19 protein-coding genes are annotated in these 15,998 nt (G+C 66.6%); 8 read left to right on the top strand and 11 right to left on the bottom strand.

Annotation, left to right across the window (positions count from 1 at the left end; all coding sequences use genetic code 11):
- Together GL279_RS13375 and GL279_RS13370 are read left to right on the top strand one after the other, a co-directional pair.
- On the top strand, positions 1–837 hold the full coding sequence (locus tag GL279_RS13375; RefSeq protein ID WP_155065144.1) for an ABC transporter ATP-binding protein: 837 nt from the start codon (positions 1–3) through the stop codon (positions 835–837).
- Positions 834–1,670 carry an ATP-binding cassette domain-containing protein gene (locus GL279_RS13370; RefSeq protein ID WP_155065143.1) on the top strand — a complete coding sequence of 279 codons (837 nt, stop codon included), beginning with the start codon at positions 834–836 and terminating at the stop codon, positions 1,668–1,670. The genes GL279_RS13375 and GL279_RS13370 overlap by 4 nt, the downstream gene beginning before the upstream one ends.
- A gap of 57 nt (positions 1,671–1,727) precedes the next feature.
- Here GL279_RS13370 and GL279_RS13365 read toward each other — a convergent pair whose 3' ends face one another.
- The 7 genes from GL279_RS13365 to GL279_RS13335 all read right to left on the bottom strand — a co-directional run bounded on the left by GL279_RS13365 (position 1,728) and on the right by GL279_RS13335 (position 8,708).
- Positions 1,728–2,768 (bottom strand): lysine-2,3-aminomutase-like protein, encoded by a 1,041-nt coding sequence (locus tag GL279_RS13365; RefSeq protein ID WP_155065142.1) that lies wholly within the window; start codon positions 2,766–2,768, stop codon positions 1,728–1,730.
- Between the two features lie 64 nt (positions 2,769–2,832).
- Complete coding sequence (gene purF, locus GL279_RS13360; protein ID WP_155065183.1) at positions 2,833–4,329, bottom strand: amidophosphoribosyltransferase; 1,497 nt, start codon at positions 4,327–4,329, stop codon at positions 2,833–2,835.
- Positions 4,330–4,464: 135 nt separating this feature from the next.
- Positions 4,465–5,067, bottom strand: a complete 603-nt coding sequence (locus GL279_RS13355) for a CvpA family protein (protein ID WP_155065141.1) — start codon at positions 5,065–5,067, stop codon at positions 4,465–4,467.
- A 42-nt stretch (positions 5,068–5,109) separates the two neighbouring features.
- A complete protein-coding gene (gene radA, locus GL279_RS13350) occupies positions 5,110–6,474 on the bottom strand; it encodes a DNA repair protein RadA (RefSeq protein ID WP_155065140.1) in 1,365 nt (454 codons plus the stop codon).
- Between the two features lie 124 nt (positions 6,475–6,598).
- Positions 6,599–7,783: a UbiH/UbiF family hydroxylase gene (locus GL279_RS13345; protein ID WP_155065139.1), complete on the bottom strand. Its 1,185-nt coding sequence runs from the start codon at positions 7,781–7,783 to the stop codon at positions 6,599–6,601.
- Positions 7,783–7,995 carry a hypothetical protein gene (locus tag GL279_RS13340; RefSeq protein ID WP_155065138.1) on the bottom strand — a complete coding sequence of 71 codons (213 nt, stop codon included), beginning with the start codon at positions 7,993–7,995 and terminating at the stop codon, positions 7,783–7,785. The genes GL279_RS13345 and GL279_RS13340 overlap by 1 nt, the downstream gene beginning before the upstream one ends.
- Positions 7,996–8,033: 38 nt before the next feature.
- A complete protein-coding gene (locus GL279_RS13335; protein ID WP_155065137.1) occupies positions 8,034–8,708 on the bottom strand; it encodes a pyrimidine 5'-nucleotidase in 675 nt (224 codons plus the stop codon).
- Between the two features lie 87 nt (positions 8,709–8,795).
- On the opposite strand from GL279_RS13335, the gene GL279_RS13330 reads away from it, so the two are divergent.
- Genes GL279_RS13330 through GL279_RS13320 form a run of 3 tightly spaced genes read left to right on the top strand, consistent with a single transcriptional unit; the run spans position 8,796 to position 10,722 of the window.
- The gene (locus GL279_RS13330) at positions 8,796–9,443 is read left to right on the top strand and encodes a GntR family transcriptional regulator (protein WP_155065136.1); all 648 of its coding nucleotides are present in this window, start codon (positions 8,796–8,798) and stop codon (positions 9,441–9,443) included.
- A complete protein-coding gene (locus GL279_RS13325; protein ID WP_155065135.1) occupies positions 9,440–10,066 on the top strand; it encodes a DNA-3-methyladenine glycosylase family protein in 627 nt (208 codons plus the stop codon). The genes GL279_RS13330 and GL279_RS13325 overlap by 4 nt, the downstream gene beginning before the upstream one ends.
- The gene (locus GL279_RS13320; protein ID WP_155065134.1) at positions 10,063–10,722 is read left to right on the top strand and encodes an alpha/beta hydrolase; all 660 of its coding nucleotides are present in this window, start codon (positions 10,063–10,065) and stop codon (positions 10,720–10,722) included. Before GL279_RS13325 ends, GL279_RS13320 begins: the two co-directional genes overlap by 4 nt.
- A gap of 241 nt (positions 10,723–10,963) precedes the next feature.
- Here the strand turns inward: GL279_RS13320 and GL279_RS13315 are convergent, their stop codons facing one another.
- Positions 10,964–11,389 carry a VOC family protein gene (locus GL279_RS13315; RefSeq protein ID WP_155065133.1) on the bottom strand — a complete coding sequence of 142 codons (426 nt, stop codon included), beginning with the start codon at positions 11,387–11,389 and terminating at the stop codon, positions 10,964–10,966.
- Between the two features lie 65 nt (positions 11,390–11,454).
- Between GL279_RS13315 and GL279_RS13310 the strand changes: the two genes are divergently transcribed.
- On the top strand, positions 11,455–11,775 hold the full coding sequence (locus tag GL279_RS13310; RefSeq protein ID WP_155065132.1) for a DMT family transporter: 321 nt from the start codon (positions 11,455–11,457) through the stop codon (positions 11,773–11,775).
- A 148-nt stretch (positions 11,776–11,923) separates the two neighbouring features.
- On the top strand, positions 11,924–12,517 hold the full coding sequence (locus GL279_RS13305; protein WP_155065131.1) for an HNH endonuclease: 594 nt from the start codon (positions 11,924–11,926) through the stop codon (positions 12,515–12,517).
- Here the strand turns inward: GL279_RS13305 and GL279_RS19155 are convergent.
- Positions 12,514–12,675: a hypothetical protein gene (locus tag GL279_RS19155; protein ID WP_170293976.1), complete on the bottom strand. Its 162-nt coding sequence runs from the start codon at positions 12,673–12,675 to the stop codon at positions 12,514–12,516. The genes GL279_RS13305 and GL279_RS19155 overlap by 4 nt on opposite strands.
- A gap of 138 nt (positions 12,676–12,813) precedes the next feature.
- Here GL279_RS19155 and GL279_RS13300 point away from each other — a divergent pair, with 138 nt between their 5' ends.
- Positions 12,814–13,896, top strand: a complete 1,083-nt coding sequence (locus tag GL279_RS13300; protein WP_155065130.1) for a PA0069 family radical SAM protein — start codon at positions 12,814–12,816, stop codon at positions 13,894–13,896.
- On the opposite strand, the gene bmt is transcribed toward GL279_RS13300, so the two are convergent.
- Complete coding sequence (gene bmt / locus GL279_RS13295) at positions 13,893–14,849, bottom strand: betaine--homocysteine S-methyltransferase (protein ID WP_155065129.1); 957 nt, start codon at positions 14,847–14,849, stop codon at positions 13,893–13,895. The two genes, GL279_RS13300 and bmt, sit on opposite strands and share 4 nt — an antisense overlap.
- Positions 14,850–14,939: 90 nt before the next feature.
- Positions 14,940–15,959, bottom strand: a complete 1,020-nt coding sequence (trpS, locus tag GL279_RS13290) for a tryptophan--tRNA ligase (protein ID WP_155065128.1) — start codon at positions 15,957–15,959, stop codon at positions 14,940–14,942.
- Positions 15,960–15,998: the final 39 nt, after the last annotated feature.

The following is a 15,998-nucleotide window of genomic DNA, read 5'->3' as shown; positions in this document are numbered from 1 at the left end:
ATGTCCCTGCTGACCATCCGCAATCTGACCGTGCGCTTTGCCACCTCGACCGGCAGCTTTACCGCCGTGGACGGCATCGACGCGCGCGTGGACCGGGGCGAGGTGCTGGCCATCGTCGGCGAATCCGGCTCGGGCAAATCGGTGTCGATGCTGGCGGCGATGGGGCTCTTGCCCGACACCGCGACCATCACCGCCGACGAGATGACCTTCGACAGTCAGGATCTGTTGCGCATGACGCCGCGCCAGCGCCGCCAGATCATCGGCCGCCAGATCACCATGATCTTTCAGGAACCCATCGCGTCGCTGAACCCCAGCTTTACCGCCGGCTATCAGATCGAAGAGGTGCTGCGCTTTAACGCGGGCCTTTCGAAACGCGCCGCCCGTGCCCGCGCGCTGGAGCTGTTCCGTCAGGTCGGCATCCCCGAGCCCGAGGAAAAGCTGCGCGCCTATCCGCATCAGATGTCGGGCGGGCAATGCCAGCGGGTGATGATCGCCATGGCCATTGCCACCAACCCGCGCCTGCTGATCGCCGATGAGCCGACGACCGCGCTGGACGTGACCATCCAGAAACAGATCCTCGACCTGCTGATGGAATTGCAGGAACAGACCGGCATGGCGCTGATCCTGATCACCCATGACATGGGCGTGGTGGCCGAAACCGCCGACCGCGTGCAGGTGCAATACAAGGGCAAGAAGATGGAAGAGGCCGACGTGCTCTCGCTGTTCGAGGCGCCCAAGCACCCCTATACCCGGGCGCTGCTTTCGGCCCTGCCGGAAAACGCCACCGGCGACCGCCTGCCCACCGTGGGCTCGTTCATGGAAGAGGCCGCGAAATGAGCGTCGTTCAGGGCAAGAACATCATCCGCGACTATCACGTCCCGGGCTCGCTGACCCGCCGCGCCAAGGTCGTGCGCGCGGTCAAGGGCATCAGCTTTTCGGTGGATCGCGGCAAGACGCTGGCCATCGTCGGCGAATCCGGCTCGGGAAAATCGACGCTCGCCCGCATCATTGCGCTGATCGACCCCGCCACCGGGGGCGAGCTCTCGATCGAGGGGAAGCCCGTCGATATCACCAAGGGCCTGACGCGCGAGATGCGCTGCAAGGTGCAGATGGTGTTCCAGAACCCCTATGGCAGCCTGAACCCGCGCCAGAAGATCGGCGATGTGCTGATAGAGCCGCTGCTTCTGAACACCGACACCCCCGCCGCCGAACGCCGCGACCGCGCGCGCGAAATGCTGGTCAAGGTCGGGCTGCCGGCCGAGCATTTCAACCGCTACCCGCATATGTTCTCGGGCGGCCAGCGCCAGCGCATCGCCATCGCCCGCGCGCTGATGCTGAAGCCGACGCTTCTGGTGCTGGACGAGCCGGTTTCGGCGCTCGACCTCTCGGTGCAGGCGCAGGTGCTGAACCTGCTCGCCGACCTGCAGGATGAATTCAATCTGGCCTATGTCTTCATCAGCCATGATCTGTCGGTGGTGCGCTATATCGCCGATGACGTGCTGGTCATGCATCAGGGCGAGGCGGTCGAGCAGGGCACGCGCGAGGCGGTCTTTGCCGACCCGCAGCATCCCTATACGCGCGAACTCTTTGCCGCCACCCCGGTCACCGACATCGAGGCAATCCGCCAGCGCGTCGCCCGCCGTCAGGCCCTGCGCGCCGCAGCCGGCTGATCCCGGCTTCTTTCGTGGAAAAATATCCCGGGGGTCCGGGGGCAGCGCCCCCGGTCCTTACGCCTCCGGATCGCGATAATCGTGCCACTTGCCGCGCCAGTCACGCAGCCGCCACACGCCACAGCCATCCTGTCGCAGATAATCCGGCCCCAGCGGCACCTTGCCATGCCCCCCGGGCAGGTCCAGCACATAGGTCGGCAGGCAAGTGCCTGATAGTCGGCCCCGCAACGCGGCCATGATCGCCAGCCCCTCGGCGATGCTGGTGCGGAAATGGCTGGTGCCCCGTGCCAGATCGCAATGATGCAGGTAATAGGGCTTGACCCGATGCCGGATCAGGGCGCGGAACAGCGCCTCCAGCGCCGCCGCATTGGCATTCACCCCGCGCAGCAGCACGCTTTGCGACAACAGCGGCACCCCGGCATCGGCCAGCCGCGCCAGCGCCGCGCAGGCCTCGGGTGTCAGCTCGTCGGCATGGTTGACATGCAGCACGACCCAGACCGCCAACCGCTCGGGGCGCAGGGCAGCCAGCAGCGCCGCGTCGATGCGCTGCGGCGCCACCACCGGCACCCGGGTATGGAACCGCACCACATCCAGATGCGGGATCGCCGACAGCCGCCCCATCAGGCTGGCGATACGGCGGGCCGACAGCACCATCGGATCGCCGCCGGTCAGGATCACCTCGCGGATGGCGGGGGTGCGGGCGATGTAATCCAGCGCCGCCGCCAGCTGTGGCTCGGGCAGGTTGCCTTCCTCGCCCACCACTTCACGGCGGAAACAGAACCGGCAATAGACCTCGCAGGTCTTGGTGATATGCAGGATCACCCGGTCGGGATAGCGATGCGTCAGCCCCGGCACCGGACTGAAGGCGGAATCGCCAATCGGATCGGTCAGCTCTTCGGGCCGGATCTGCAATTCGCGCGCATCGGGCACAAATTGCGCCGCAACCCCGTCCGAGGCCCCTGCCGCCCTCGCCATGACCGGGGACAGGCGCAGCCGGAATTCCTGCGTCACCCGGTCCAGTTGACCAGAGGTATCGTCAGGCACCAGCCCGGTCTCGATCAGCGCGGGTACCGTGGTCAGGGGGCGGTTGTGGGTCATCGGGAATGAAAGATGCCGAAAGGCTGCCGGGGCAGTCTTTCGGCCTGAACATGTCGCGCCGCGCTCACTCGGCGGCGTGATTGGTGATCTGGGCCAGCTCGGCCTGCGGCTTCATGCGGAAACCGCGCTCCAGCTGGTCAAAGGGCGCCACCGGATATTCGCCCGAGAAGCAGGCGTCGCAATATTGCGGATTGGCGCTGTTGCGGCCGCGGGCCTCGCCCACGGCGCGATAAAGCCCGTCCAGCGACACAAAGGCGAGGCTGTCGACGCCGATCCATTCGCGCATCTCGTCCACAGTCATCTGCGCGGCCAGCAGCTTTTCGCGGTCGGGCGTATCAACCCCGTAGAAGCAGGGCCATGCCGTCGGCGGCGAGGCGATGCGGAAATGCACCTCGGCCGCGCCGGCATCCAGAATCATGTCCTTGATCTTGCGCGAGGTGGTGCCGCGCACCACCGAATCGTCGACCAGCACCACGCGCTTGCCCTTGACCAGCGCCCGGTTGACGTTCAGCTTCAGCCGCACACCCATGTTGCGGATCTGCTCGGTCGGCTCGATGAAGGTCCGACCCATGTATTGGTTGCGGATGATGCCCATGCCAAAGGGGATGCCACTTTCATGGGCATAGCCGATGGCGGCAGGCGTGCCCGAATCCGGCACCGGGCAGACCAGATCGGCCTCGATCGGGGCCTCGCGGGCCAGTTCCACGCCGATCTGGCGCCGGGTCTCATAGACCGAGCGGCCGCCGATGATCGAGTCGGGGCGCGAGAAATAGACATGTTCAAAGATGCAGAACCGGCCTTTCGACGGGCCGAAGGGGCGCGAGCTTTCGACCTCGCCCTTGGAGATGACGACCATCTCGCCCGGCTCGATCTCACGCACGAATTCGGCACCGATGATGTCGAGGGCACAGGTTTCCGAGGCCAGCGCAAAGCCGTCGTCGCCGACCTTGCCCAGCACCAGCGGCCGCACGCCCAAGGGGTCGCGCACGCCGATCAGCTTGGTGCGGGTCATGGCGATGACGCTGAAGGCGCCTTCGACGCGGCGCAGCGCGTCCTTCATCCGCTCGGGGATGTTGCGCTGGATCGAGCGCGCCATCAGGTGGATGATACATTCCGAATCCGACGAGGACTGGAAGATCGAGCCGCGCTCGATCAGCTCGCGGCGCAGCGCGAGCGCATTGGTGATGTTGCCGTTATGGGCAACCGCGCAACCGCCCATGGCGAATTCGCCAAAGAAGGGCTGCACGTCGCGGATCGCCGTCGCGGCCTTGGTGCCGGCGGTCGAATAGCGGACATGGCCGATGGCGAGCGGACCCGGCAGGGTCTCCATCAGGCTTTGCTTGGTGAAGTTGTCGCGCACATAGCCAAAGCGATGGGCGCTGTTGAAGCCCTGCTCTGGATCATGGCTGATGATGCCGCCAGCCTCCTGCCCGCGATGCTGCAACGCGTGCAGACCGAGGGCGACGAAGTTGGCCGCATCCGCGACACCGATTACACCGAACACACCGCATTCTTCGTGCAGGCGATCGGAATCGAAGGGATGGGCAAGGAATGGCTGCATCATCACCGACTCATGGGGCTAGGGGAGGGCTGCATTGTGGCGCTTGTTGTCGCCAACATAGGGAGTCGCACCGGTGAAGTCACGCCCTGCCGCTGCGACAGGGCGCGATTTGTGTCACGAATTGGTCACGCTGGCTCAGTTTGTGGCCGGAACCGGGGTCGCGGTGCCGGCATCGACCGGCTGGGTCGCGGCGCAGCTGCGCACCAGCTGCTCATAGCGCGATACCACCCAACCGGGCGCATCCTGCGGAATTTGCTGGTCCATCTGGCCGCGCATCCGCGAAAACACCTGGGCCGAGCGGGAATTGTCCACCACGGCCACCGGCTGCGTTGCCATCACCCGGTCATAGACGATGAAGGCCACCGCGACCAAAAGGATGCCGCGCGCCACGCCGAACAGAAACCCGATGCCCTGATCGACGCCGCCAAGCGCCGAGCGCTGCACCACCGACGAGAACAGCGGCGTGATGATCGAGAACACGACCAGCGCCAGCGCAAAGACCGCCGCAAAGCCGGCAATCGTGGCCAGTTCGCAACTGTCTCCCAGAAATTTGCTGAGCCCCGGCACCTGCGCGACCATGGGTCGTACCGTGGGCGCAAAGATGAAGGCCAGCACGGCGGCGCCGATCCAGCCGAGGATCGCCAGCGATTCGCGGACGAAGCCGCGTGCATAGGCCAGGATCGCCGAAAGAATGATCACGGCGGCAACGATGCCGTCAATGATGGTGAATCCGTCCATATCTACGCCCTTTCGCGGGTTTGCCCGCGTTTTGGGACGAGTTCACCCGGCACCGAATGTCTCGCCCACGAAGCTTGTCAGGTCCGGGCTGCGGTCTGTCCGCATCCCGGCAAGTGCCTCGACCTTGCTGGCCGATGGCAGGATTGCCCGTGAAAAACCAAGTTTCTGCGCCTCTTTCAACCTGTTTTCCGATTGGGTGACGGGACGCAATGCGCCCGACAGGCTGATTTCCCCGAAAAGCACGGTATCGGCGGGCAGGGGGCGATCCTCGCGCGCGCTGAGAAGGGCGGCGGCGATGGCCAGATCGGCGGCGGGCTCGGCCACGCGCATGCCGCCGGCGACATTCAGAAACACGTCCAGCCCGGCAAAGGGGATGGCGCAGCGCGCTTCGAGCACGGCAAGGATGGTCGAGACCCGGCCGCTGTCGAGCCCGACCACGGTGCGTCGCGGGCTGGCCAGCGTCGAGGGCGCGACCAGCGCCTGGATCTCGGTCAGGACGGGGCGGGTGCCCTCGATGCCGGCAAAGACCGCCGAGCCCGGCGATGGCTCGCCGCGTTCTGACAGAAACAGCGCCGAGGGATTTGAAACCTCGGCCAGCCCGCCGCCGGTCATCTCGAAGACGCCGATCTCATCGGCGGGGCCGAAGCGGTTCTTGTGGGCACGCAGGATGCGGAACTGGTGGCCGCGCTCGCCCTCGAAATACAGCACCGTGTCGACCATATGCTCGACGACGCGCGGGCCGGCGATCTGGCCCTCTTTGGTGACATGGCCGACCAGGATGATGGCGGTGCCGCGCCGCTTGGCAAAGGTCACCAGCTCATGCGCGCTGGCGCGCACCTGCGCCACCGAGCCGGGCGCGGCCTCGATCTGATCGGACCAGAGCGTCTGGATCGAGTCGATCACCGCCACATCGGGCCGTTCGGCATCAAGCGTGGTCAGGATGTCGCGCAGCGCGGTTTCCGCACCCAGCCGCACCGGCGCATCGCCAAGGCCAAGCCGTTGCGCGCGCATGCGCACTTGCGCACTGGCCTCTTCGCCGGACAGGTAGATTGCGCTTTGCCCCGAGCGGGCAAAGGCGGCGGCGGCCTGCAACAGCAGGGTGGATTTGCCGATGCCCGGATCGCCGCCGACCAGCAGCGCCGAGCCGGGCACCAGCCCTCCGCCCAGCACGCGGTCGAATTCGGCTATACCCGAGGTGGCGCGCGGGGGCGGCGCGTCCTGGGTTGCCAGCCCCGAGAGCGGCACCGGCTTGCCCTTGAACGTGCCAAGGCCGCGTCCGGGGCCTTGAGACAGGGGCGCCTCTTCGATGATGGTGTTCCATGCGCCGCAGGCGTCGCATTTGCCCGACCATTTCCGGTGGGTGGCGCCGCAGGCGGTGCAGGTGAAGGCGGTGATCGGTTTGGCCATGTCGGGGTTTGTGGCAGATTGCGCCGCCAGGTGCCACCGGAACCCGAGGGGCTGGTGGCGGTTCGGATATGGGTATTTGGAAAATGGTGAATTCGGCGGTTGGGCGCAGTCGCCGCCGTGGCGGTTAGTGGACGCCGAGGCCGGCCCGCATCAGAAGTTTGCGCACCGGGGCTGCGGCATAGAGGCTGCCGAGCGCGGCGGCGCGCAGGTCGCGCAGGGGCCGGGCCGAGATCATGCTGGTGCGGTTCAGCGCGTCGATGCCGATCAGCCGGGCCAGCGCCTCGGGGCGGCGGCGGCGGTTGTAGCTGTCGAGGCCGGCACTGGCGCCGGGGCGGTCGCCCGAAATATCAATCAGCGCCTTGAGGTCGGCGAGGCTCATATTCAGCCCTTGTGCGCCGATGGGTGGCACGACATGGGCGGCCTCGGCGATCAGGGCGGTGCGCGGGCCGGTGAAGCTGTCGGCGATCTGGCTGATGATCGGCCATTCGGTCAGGCGCGTGGCCTGCGTCAGATGGCCGAGGATGCCGGCCGAGCGCCGGTTCAGCTCGGTCTCGAACTCCTCACGGGGCAGGGCGCGCAGACGGGCGGTTTCGGGGCCGCGCTCTATCCAGACCACCGCCGAGGAGTGCCGGCCATCGCGGTCGGGCAGCGGCACCAGCGTGAAGGGGCCACCCGAGCGGTGGATTTCGGTCGAGACGTTGTTATGCGGACGGGTATGAGTGACGGCGAAGGCCAGCGCCTTCTGGCCGTAGCGGATGGTGCGGGTGCCGATCCCCAGCGCCTGACGCACCGGCGAGTTGCGGCCATCGGCGCCGACCACCAGCCGGGCGCGGATGCGGCTGCCATCGGTCAGGGTGACCAGTGCCTCGCTGTCGCGGGCCAGAAGGCCGGCGGTGCCGGTGCCGGGCAGAAAGCGGATGTTCTGCTGGCAGGCGATGCGGGCCGAAATCTCGCGCTTGAGCAGCCAGTTGGGCAGGTTCCAGCCAAAGGGCTGGTCCGAGATCTCGGCGGCGTCAAAGTCGCGGGTCAGGCGTGCCTGCGGCTGGCTGCCGCCGGCGTCGATGATGCGCATGACCTGCAGCGGCGTGGCATGAGGCGCCAACCGCTCCCAAAGGCCCGCCGCATCAAGCACCGGGATCGAAGGGTTGAGAAAGGCAGTGCTGCGCAAGTCCGAGCCCTCGGCCGCCTCATCGGTGACCGGGGGCGCGGGATCAACACAGATGACCGAATGGCCGGCCGCGCCAAAGGCTGCTGCCGCGACCAGCCCAGCGACGCCGCCGCCCGAGACGAGGACATCGCAATCCTGCATCAGAAGCCTGCGGCGTAGGCGGTCAGCATGAGAAGGACGAAAACCGTGCCGGCGAGCCCGACCATGGTCAGGGCGACAGCACCCCAGAGCACGGTTCCGATGGCGGTCACCGCCAGCGTCAGGACGACGCAGATCAGCAGGCCGATCGCGGCGCGGGTTTCGCGGGCCTTTTCGGCGAGGGCGGCGGACGAGTTCGTCGGGGCATGGGCCATGTTCGGTTCCTCCTTGGGCGGGTTGCGCGATTCTGACGCTAGTTGCGGCCTGCGGCAAGGGTGCGCAAGAAGGTTGCGAGATCATCGGTGCGGTGCTGGACATGCGCATCAGCCACTATGTCCCGGTCGGCGATGTCATGGCCCTGGCGGCCGTCACCGACCAGAATCGTCCGCATTCCAAGCTGATGCGGGATGGCGAGGTTGCGCGGATCGTCCTCGAACATCGCGGCAGCGCGCGGGTCAAAGCCCGAGAGACTGCGCACTGCGGCATATGCGCGCGGGTCGGGTTTGGGATGGAAATCCAGCGTGTCGATGCCATGCACCTCGTCAAAGACGCCGAGGCCGCGCCCGGCCAGCACCTTGGCCGCATAGGCGACATCGCCATTGGTATGCACGATCTTGCGCCCGGGCAGGGCTGCGATCAGCGCGGCCAGATCCGGGTCGGGCACCAGATGCGAAAAGTCGATGTCATGGACCTCGTGCAGATAGGCCATCGGGTCGATGCCATGTTCGGCCATCAGCCCTGACAGCGTGGTGCCATGTTCGCGCCAGTAATGTCGGCGCAGACGGTTGGCCTCGACCTCGTCCACGGCGAATTCGCGCATCACATAGGCGGTCATGCGGGCCTCGATCTGGTCGAAAAGCCGCATCTCGGGCGCGTAAAGCGTATTGTCCAGATCAAAGATCCAGGTGGTCACGTGGCGAAAATCCATGCCCCTGCCTAGGGTGCCGCGCGCGGGCTTGCAATGGGCCCCAAGCCGAGGCTTGCATTCCGCCTGACGAGGACGGATCGTGCCGGCATGAAAGACGCCTATTCGCTGATCCTCTCTGCCATCGACAATGGCATCTATCGTCCCGGCGACCGGCTGGTGGAATCCGAGCTGGCCGAACGTTTCGGCGTGTCGCGCACCCCGGTGCGCGAGGCGCTGCAGCGGCTGGAAACCCAGTCCATGCTCAAGCGCGACGGCCGCAGCCTGATCGTCGCCACGCTGGACCACAACCAGCTGGCCGAGCTTTACACCGTGCGCGCCGAACTGGAGGCGCTGGCCGCGCGGCTGGCGGCGCGCCATGCCACACCCGAAGAAGTCCGCGTTCTGGCCAGTATGGTTCAGGACGACCGCGCCATTCTTGGCGATCCGCAGGCGCTGTCGCGGTCGAACCGGCGCTTTCACCACCAGATCCATCTGGCCTCGCACAACCGCTATCTGGTGCAGCAACTGGATCTCGTGCATCGCAGCATGGCGCTGATGGCGCGCACCTCGTTGGCGGCCAAGGGGCGCGATGCCGTCAGTCTGGACGAACATCAGGAGATCGTCGACGCCATTGCCAAGCGCGACGGAGAGCACGCCGAACAGGCGTTGCGCCGGCATATCTCGATGGCCTTCGAAACCCGGCTCAAGGAGGACGCGCGGCTGGCCGCGGCGGGTGGAATCGGCCTCGACGTATGATCCGGGTGATTCGCGACGCATCCGATCTGGCAGAGGGTGCGGCGCATCTGGCGCGGGTCTGTCCGGTCTGGGCCCGCACCTTGCCGATGCTGGGCCCGCTGCCGTTGCGGCGCTGGGATGAGGGGTTCGGCTCGATCCGCGATGCGGTGGTCAGCCAGCAGATCTCGACCAGCGCGGCGGCGGCGATCCTGCGCCGCATGGCCGAGGCGGGGCTGGCGGACGAGGCCGGGATCCGCGCCGCCACGGACGATCAGTTGCGGGCGGCGGGTCTGTCGCGGCCCAAGGCGCGCTATCTGCGCGGCATTGCCGAGGCGGGGCTGGACTGGCCGGGGCTGCGCGATCTGGAGGACGAGGCGGTAGTGGCACGGCTGGTCGCGCTGCCCGGTATCGGGCGCTGGACCGCCGAGATTTACCTGAAATTCGCGCTTGGCCGTGCCGATGTCTTTGCCAGCGCCGACCTTGCCTTGGCCGAGGCGGTGCGGCTGCTTTATGACCTGCCCGAGCGGCCGGGCCCCAGGGCGCTGGTGGCCCTGGCCGAGCCATGGCGGCCGTGGCGCGCGGTTGCGGCACGCGCGCTCTGGGCCTATTACCGCCATGCCAAGGGCCGAGAGGGGATCAGATGACGCACGAATTGCAATCGAAACGCAAGGGGCCGGCCAAGGCCGATTCGGTGGTGGTGTTCCTGCACGGCTATGGCGCGGATGGCGACGACCTTCTGGGTCTTGCCGATCCGCTGGCGCCGCATCTGCCCGGCACCGCCTTTTATGCCCCGAACGCGCCCGAGCGCTGCGTCAACAATCCGATGGGCTATCAATGGTTCCCGATCCCGTGGATGGATGGGTCCAGCCCCGAGCAGGCGCGGGCAGGGGCCGAGCAATCATTTGATGATATCAATGCCTTCCTTGACGAAGTTCTGAAACGGGAAGAACTGCCGGCGCATCGGCTGGCGCTGGTCGGCTTTTCGCAGGGCACGATGATGGCGCTGGATGTGGCGCCGCGCCGCCCCGATGAGATCGCGGGTGTGGTGGGCTTTTCCGGCCGGCTGCTGGACCCCGAACGTGCCGCCGGCCCCGTGACCCGCCCGGCGATCCTGCTGCTGCATGGCGATCAGGATCCGGTGGTGCCTTTTGAAAGCATGGCGCTTGCCGCAGATGCGCTGGCGGCGGTGGGCTTCGATGTCTCGAAATATGTGATGAAAAACACGCCGCACGGCATCTCGCCCGACGGGCTGTCGGTGGCGCTGGCTTTCCTGAAGCAGCAATTTTCTGCTGAATCCTGAAAGTTTCATGAAATAATGCTTGAACTGGCCGGGCTGGTCCTTACCTTCAACTACAGGAAGTGAGGAGATTGCGATGACCCTGACCGCGATAGCGCTGATTGCCTTGGTGACTGCTGGACTGGCAGGCTCGGCGATGCACCAGCCGCAGGCTGAAAGGGTCGCTGTTCGCGCCCGTCGCTGATTTCGCCAGTTCCTGCGGTGCGGCATCCCTGACGGGGTGCCGTTTTTGCCTTTTGGCCCTTTACCGGGAAAGCCATATCGCCGGATCGGCGATCTCGACGGAATTTCCCGCCGGGTCGCGGAAATAGATCGAGCGGCCGCCTTGAGGCCAGCGCAGATCGGCCTCGATCCCGACTCCCTTCCGTTCCAGATGAACCTTCCAGCGTTCGATGTCATCGGGGGCGGCGGCCATGCAGAAATGGCCGGCACCCTCGGCACCATGCGGAGGCACGGGCAGGCGCGCCTCTGGCCCCGGCGGCACGCGGGTCGCGCGCGGGTCAAAGACCAGCAGGATCTGCGCACCGCAGCGGAAAAACACATGCCGCCCCGGCACATGACCGATCTGTTGCAGCCCGATGATGCCCGTCCAGAACGCCACCGCAGCCGCCAGATCCTCGGCATAGAGCGCGCTTTCCAGCGTTCCGATCAGATGTGGGGCTTGGGTCATAAAACCATCCTGACATTGCCCGCGCGATTATGCCAGTCTGGCGCGGAACAACCAAAGGGGATGGCATGGCGTGGATCCATCTGATGATCGCGGGGCTGCTGGAGGTGGTCTGGGCCTTCGCGATGAAACAGTCCGAGGGGCTGACGCGGCCGGGACCGGTGGCGGTGACCGTGGTGGCGATGCTGGCCAGCGTCTGGTTTTTGTCGCTGGCCATGCGCAGCCTGCCTCTGGGCACGGCCTATGTGATCTGGACCGGGATCGGCGCCGTGGGCGCATTCGTGCTGGGCATCGTGGCCTTGGGCGAATCCGCCGATCCGCTGCGGCTGACGGCGGCGGGGCTGATCCTTGCGGGCTTGCTTTTGTTGAAATTCGCCACGCCGCATTAGACCGGCCCCGGCGGCCCTGTCACGCCGATGTCACGACTGCGGGATAGTCAGGAACAGGCATATATTCGGGGGCTTGTCAGGGTCTGGTCGCGATATATAGTCAGGCCAAGACGTTCGACAGATCCTGGCACACAAGGGCAGAGGGCCTATGCTGGACGACCATGGCGATTTCCGAACTCATTTCGTGCGCGAGCCGGCCGGCCTGCGCCATCATCCGGCGCTGGTGCTGAACGCCGATTTCCGCCCGCTCAGCTATTACCCGCTGTCGCTTTGGCCCTGGCAAGAGGCGATCAAGGCGGTGGTGCTGGACCGGGTGCAGATCATCGCCGAATATGACGAGGTGGTGCGAAGCCAGAAAGAGGCGATACGCATCCCCTCGGTCGTCGTCCTGAAAGATTTCGTCAAACCCCAGAAGCGCGTGGCATTCACGCGCTTCAATCTTTTTCTGCGGGACGAATTCTGTTGCCAGTATTGCGGCGCGCGCGGCGATCTGACCTTTGACCATGTCGTGCCGCGGTCGCGCGGCGGCGTGACCAGCTGGGAAAACGTGGTCGCGGCCTGTTCTCCCTGCAACCTGAAAAAGGCCAACAAGTCGCTGCGCAATTCCGGCCTGCGCCTGCGTCGCCCACCGCGCCAGCCCACGACCGAGGAAATGCACGCGGTCGGCCGCCGCTTTCCGCCGAACTTTCTGCATGAAAGCTGGATGGACTATCTGTATTGGGACACCGAGCTGGACAGCTAACGGTCCAGATGCATCGCCAGATGGGCGATGCCCGCCGCCATCAGCATCAGCAGCGCCATGACCAGCAGCGGCACGCCGACCGCACTGGCGACCCAGATCGTCAGGGCGGCGGCCGCGACGACAGCGATCAGCAAGAGCAGGAAATGCGGCAATGGCATGTGGTCCTCCGTTGCTATGACTATGCGACCGGCGCAGCAGAATCGAAAGATGGAATCGCGATCTCGGTAAACCAACCCTGCGGCACCGATCCGGTTTCATGTTCTTGAAATGTTCTCTTCGGGCGGCTAGGGTAGGGCATGACCCTGCCGCCGCGAGACCCTGACCAGATCCTGCGCGCCCGAGGCGCCGACAGCCGCCCCGATGGTCGGTTCGAGCCCTATCAGCGCGCCCGCGAACATGATGGCTGGGACATTCCCGAAGCGCAGCAGCAATTGCGCACCGAGATCCGGCTGGAGCAGGCGCGCTCGATTATCTCGCGCAACAGCTCGCCCGATATTTCCTTCGACCGCTCGGTGAACCCCTATCGCGGCTGCGAACATGGCTGCATCTATTGCTTCGCCCGGCCCAGTCACGCCTATCTGGGCCTGTCGCCGGGGCTGGATTTCGAAACCCGCATCACCGCCAAGCCGAACGCGCCCGAGCTGCTGGCCGCTCAGATTGGCCGGCGCTGCTATGCGGTGGCACCGATCGCCTTTGGCACCAATACCGATCCCTATCAGCCGGTCGAGGCGCAGCTGCGGATCATGCGCGGCTGTCTGCAGGTGCTGTCGGACTGGAACCACCCGATGAGTCTGGTGACGCGCGGCGCGACGGTATTGCGCGATCTGGATCTGCTGGGCGACATGGCCGGGCGGCGGCTGGTGTCGGCGGGCGTGTCGCTGACCACGCTGGACCCGGCCCTGTCGCGCAGCATGGAGCCGCGCGCGCCGGCACCCGCGACCCGGCTGAAGATGATCGAGGGGCTGGCCAAGGTGGGCGTGCCGGTGCGGATCATGGCCGCGCCGATGATCCCGGTGCTGAACGAACACGAGATCGAGCGCATCCTGACCGCTGCCCGCGACGCCGGCGCCAGCGCCGCCAGCATGATCCCGCTGCGTCTGCCGCTGGAGGTGGCGCCGCTGTTTCGCGACTGGCTGGAGCGGCTGCACCCCGGCAAGGCCGCGCATGTGATGGCCCGCGTTCAGGCGATGCGCGGCGGGCGCGACAATGATCCGCGTTTCGGCAGCCGGATGCGGGGCGAGGGGCACGAGGCCGATCTGTTGCAGCAGCGGTTCCGGCTGGCCCGGCGGCGGTTGGGGCTGGACGGGCCGGGGCCGGTGCTGGATTGCAGCCGCTTTCGCGCGCCGCCGCGGGCGGGTGATCAGCTGGCGCTGTTCTAGCGATCCGGCATCAGCGCGGCGATGCGCGACGAGATGGCTTCGGGGCTCGGCCGCGCGCCCTGCGGCCGGCTTTGCAGCGCGGCCCGCATCGCCGACAGGTGTTCGGGCGTGGTGCCGCAGCAGCCGCCGATGATGCGCACGCCCAGATCGCGGGCCAGCACGGCGAATTCGGCCATGACCTCGGGCGTGGCGTCATAGATCAGCCCGCCGTCCTGATAGCGCGGCACGCCGGCATTGGGCTTGGCGATCAGCGCACGTTCGCAGCCGGCGGCAGAAAAGCCCGAGACGGCAAGCAACAGCTCGGCCGGGCCGGTGCCGCAATTGGCGCCGTAAGCCAGCGGCGGGCAGGGCAGGCGGTCGATCAGCGTGGCCAGTTGCGGCGGGCTGACGCCCATGACGCTGCGCCCGCCGGGCTCGAAGCTCATCATGCCGCACCACGGCAGGCCCACCGCCTGCGCGGCCTTGGCGGCGGCGCGCATTTCCTCGGCGGCGCTGATGGTCTCTACCCAGAGCAGGTCGACACCGCCCTGCTTCAACGCCTCTGCCTGCTGGGTGAACATGCGCACCGCCTCGGCCTCGGTCAGCCGGCCGATGGGGGCCATGATCTCGCCTGTCGGGCCGATCGAGCCTGCGACGACAACTTCGCGCCCAGCGGCATCGGCCTCGGCCCGCGCCAGCCGGGCGGCGGCCAGGTTAAGCACCTGCACCCGGTCCTGCGCCCCGGCCAGCCGCAGCCGGCTGGCATTGGCGCCAAAACTGTTGGTCAGGATCAGGTCGGCGCCGGCGGCGATCATCTGCCGGTGCAGCGCCGAGACCCGCTCGGGGTGGGTTTCGCACCACAGGTCCGGCGCGTCACCGCTGGCCAGCCCCATGTTGTAAAGGTTGGTCCCCGTCGCCCCGTCGGCCAGAATCCAGTCCCGCGTCGCAAGCAGCCGGGCAAGCCTGTGCGTCATCACCCCATCCGTTCCCGCGCGTCGCCCGCGCGTGTCATCCTGCCTTTGCCCCAGCCTAGCATGGGGCGCGAACTTGGGAAAATCCCCGGCCTAGCGCGACCGGATCATCCCCATGATTTCCTTGGTCCGCTCGACGATGGGCTGGGCGATGGCGGCGGCCTGATCCGCGCCATGACCCAGAATGCGGTCGATCTCGGCGGGGTCGGCCATGAACTCGGTCATGCGCGCGGTGATCGGGGCCATGACCTCGACCGCGACCTCGGCCAGCGCCGGCTTGAAGGCGCCAAAGCCCTGACCCTCGAAGCGCGCCAGAACCTGATCGGCGGTTTCGCCCGAAAGTGCGGCATAGATATTGACCAGATTGCGCGCCTCGGGGCGGTCCTTGAGCCCCTCCATGGTGCCGGGCAGCGGCTCGGCATCGGTGCGCGCCTTGCGGATCTTTTGCGCAATGGCATCGGCATCGTCGGTCAGGTTGATGCGCGCCGCATCCGACGGATCGGATTTCGACATCTTCTTGGACCCGTCGCGCAGAGACATAACGCGGGTCGCGGTGCCCTCGATCAGCGGCTCGGTGATCGGGAAGAACTCCACGCCGTAGTCATGGTTGAACTTGGCGGCGATGTCGCGGGTCAGTTCCAGATGCTGCTTCTGATCCTCGCCGACCGGCACCGCCGTCGCGTGATAGGCCAGAATGTCGGCCGCCATCAGCGAGGGATAGGCCAGCAGCCCCAGCGAAGAATTCTCGCTGTTCTTGCCCGCCTTGTCCTTGAACTGGGTCATCCGATACATCCAGCCGACGCGCGCGACCGTGTTGAACAGCCACGCCAGTTCCGCGTGCTGGCTGACCTGGCTTTGGTTGAACAGGATCGACTGCGCCGGATCGACGCCCGAAGCCAGAAAGGCCGCCGCCACCTCGCGCGTGTTGTGGCGCAGCTTTTCGGGATCTTGCCAGACGGTGATCGCGTGCAGGTCGACGACGCAATAGATCGTCTCGGCCCCTTGTCCCTGATATTCCGCGAAACGTTTCAGCGCGCCCAGATAGTTCCCCAGCGTCAGCCCGCCCGAGGGCTGGATGCCGGAGAAGATGCGCTTGGTGAAGCTCGTGGCCATGGCACTACCTGCTTGGAAAATCCCGTGCGCTGGCTTACC

Source organism: Paracoccus limosus, assembly GCF_009711185.1.
Taxonomy (GTDB): domain Bacteria; phylum Pseudomonadota; class Alphaproteobacteria; order Rhodobacterales; family Rhodobacteraceae; genus Paracoccus; species Paracoccus limosus.
The sequence above is the reverse complement of the archived record's forward strand: the minus strand, read 5'-3'. Positions and strand labels throughout refer to the sequence as shown.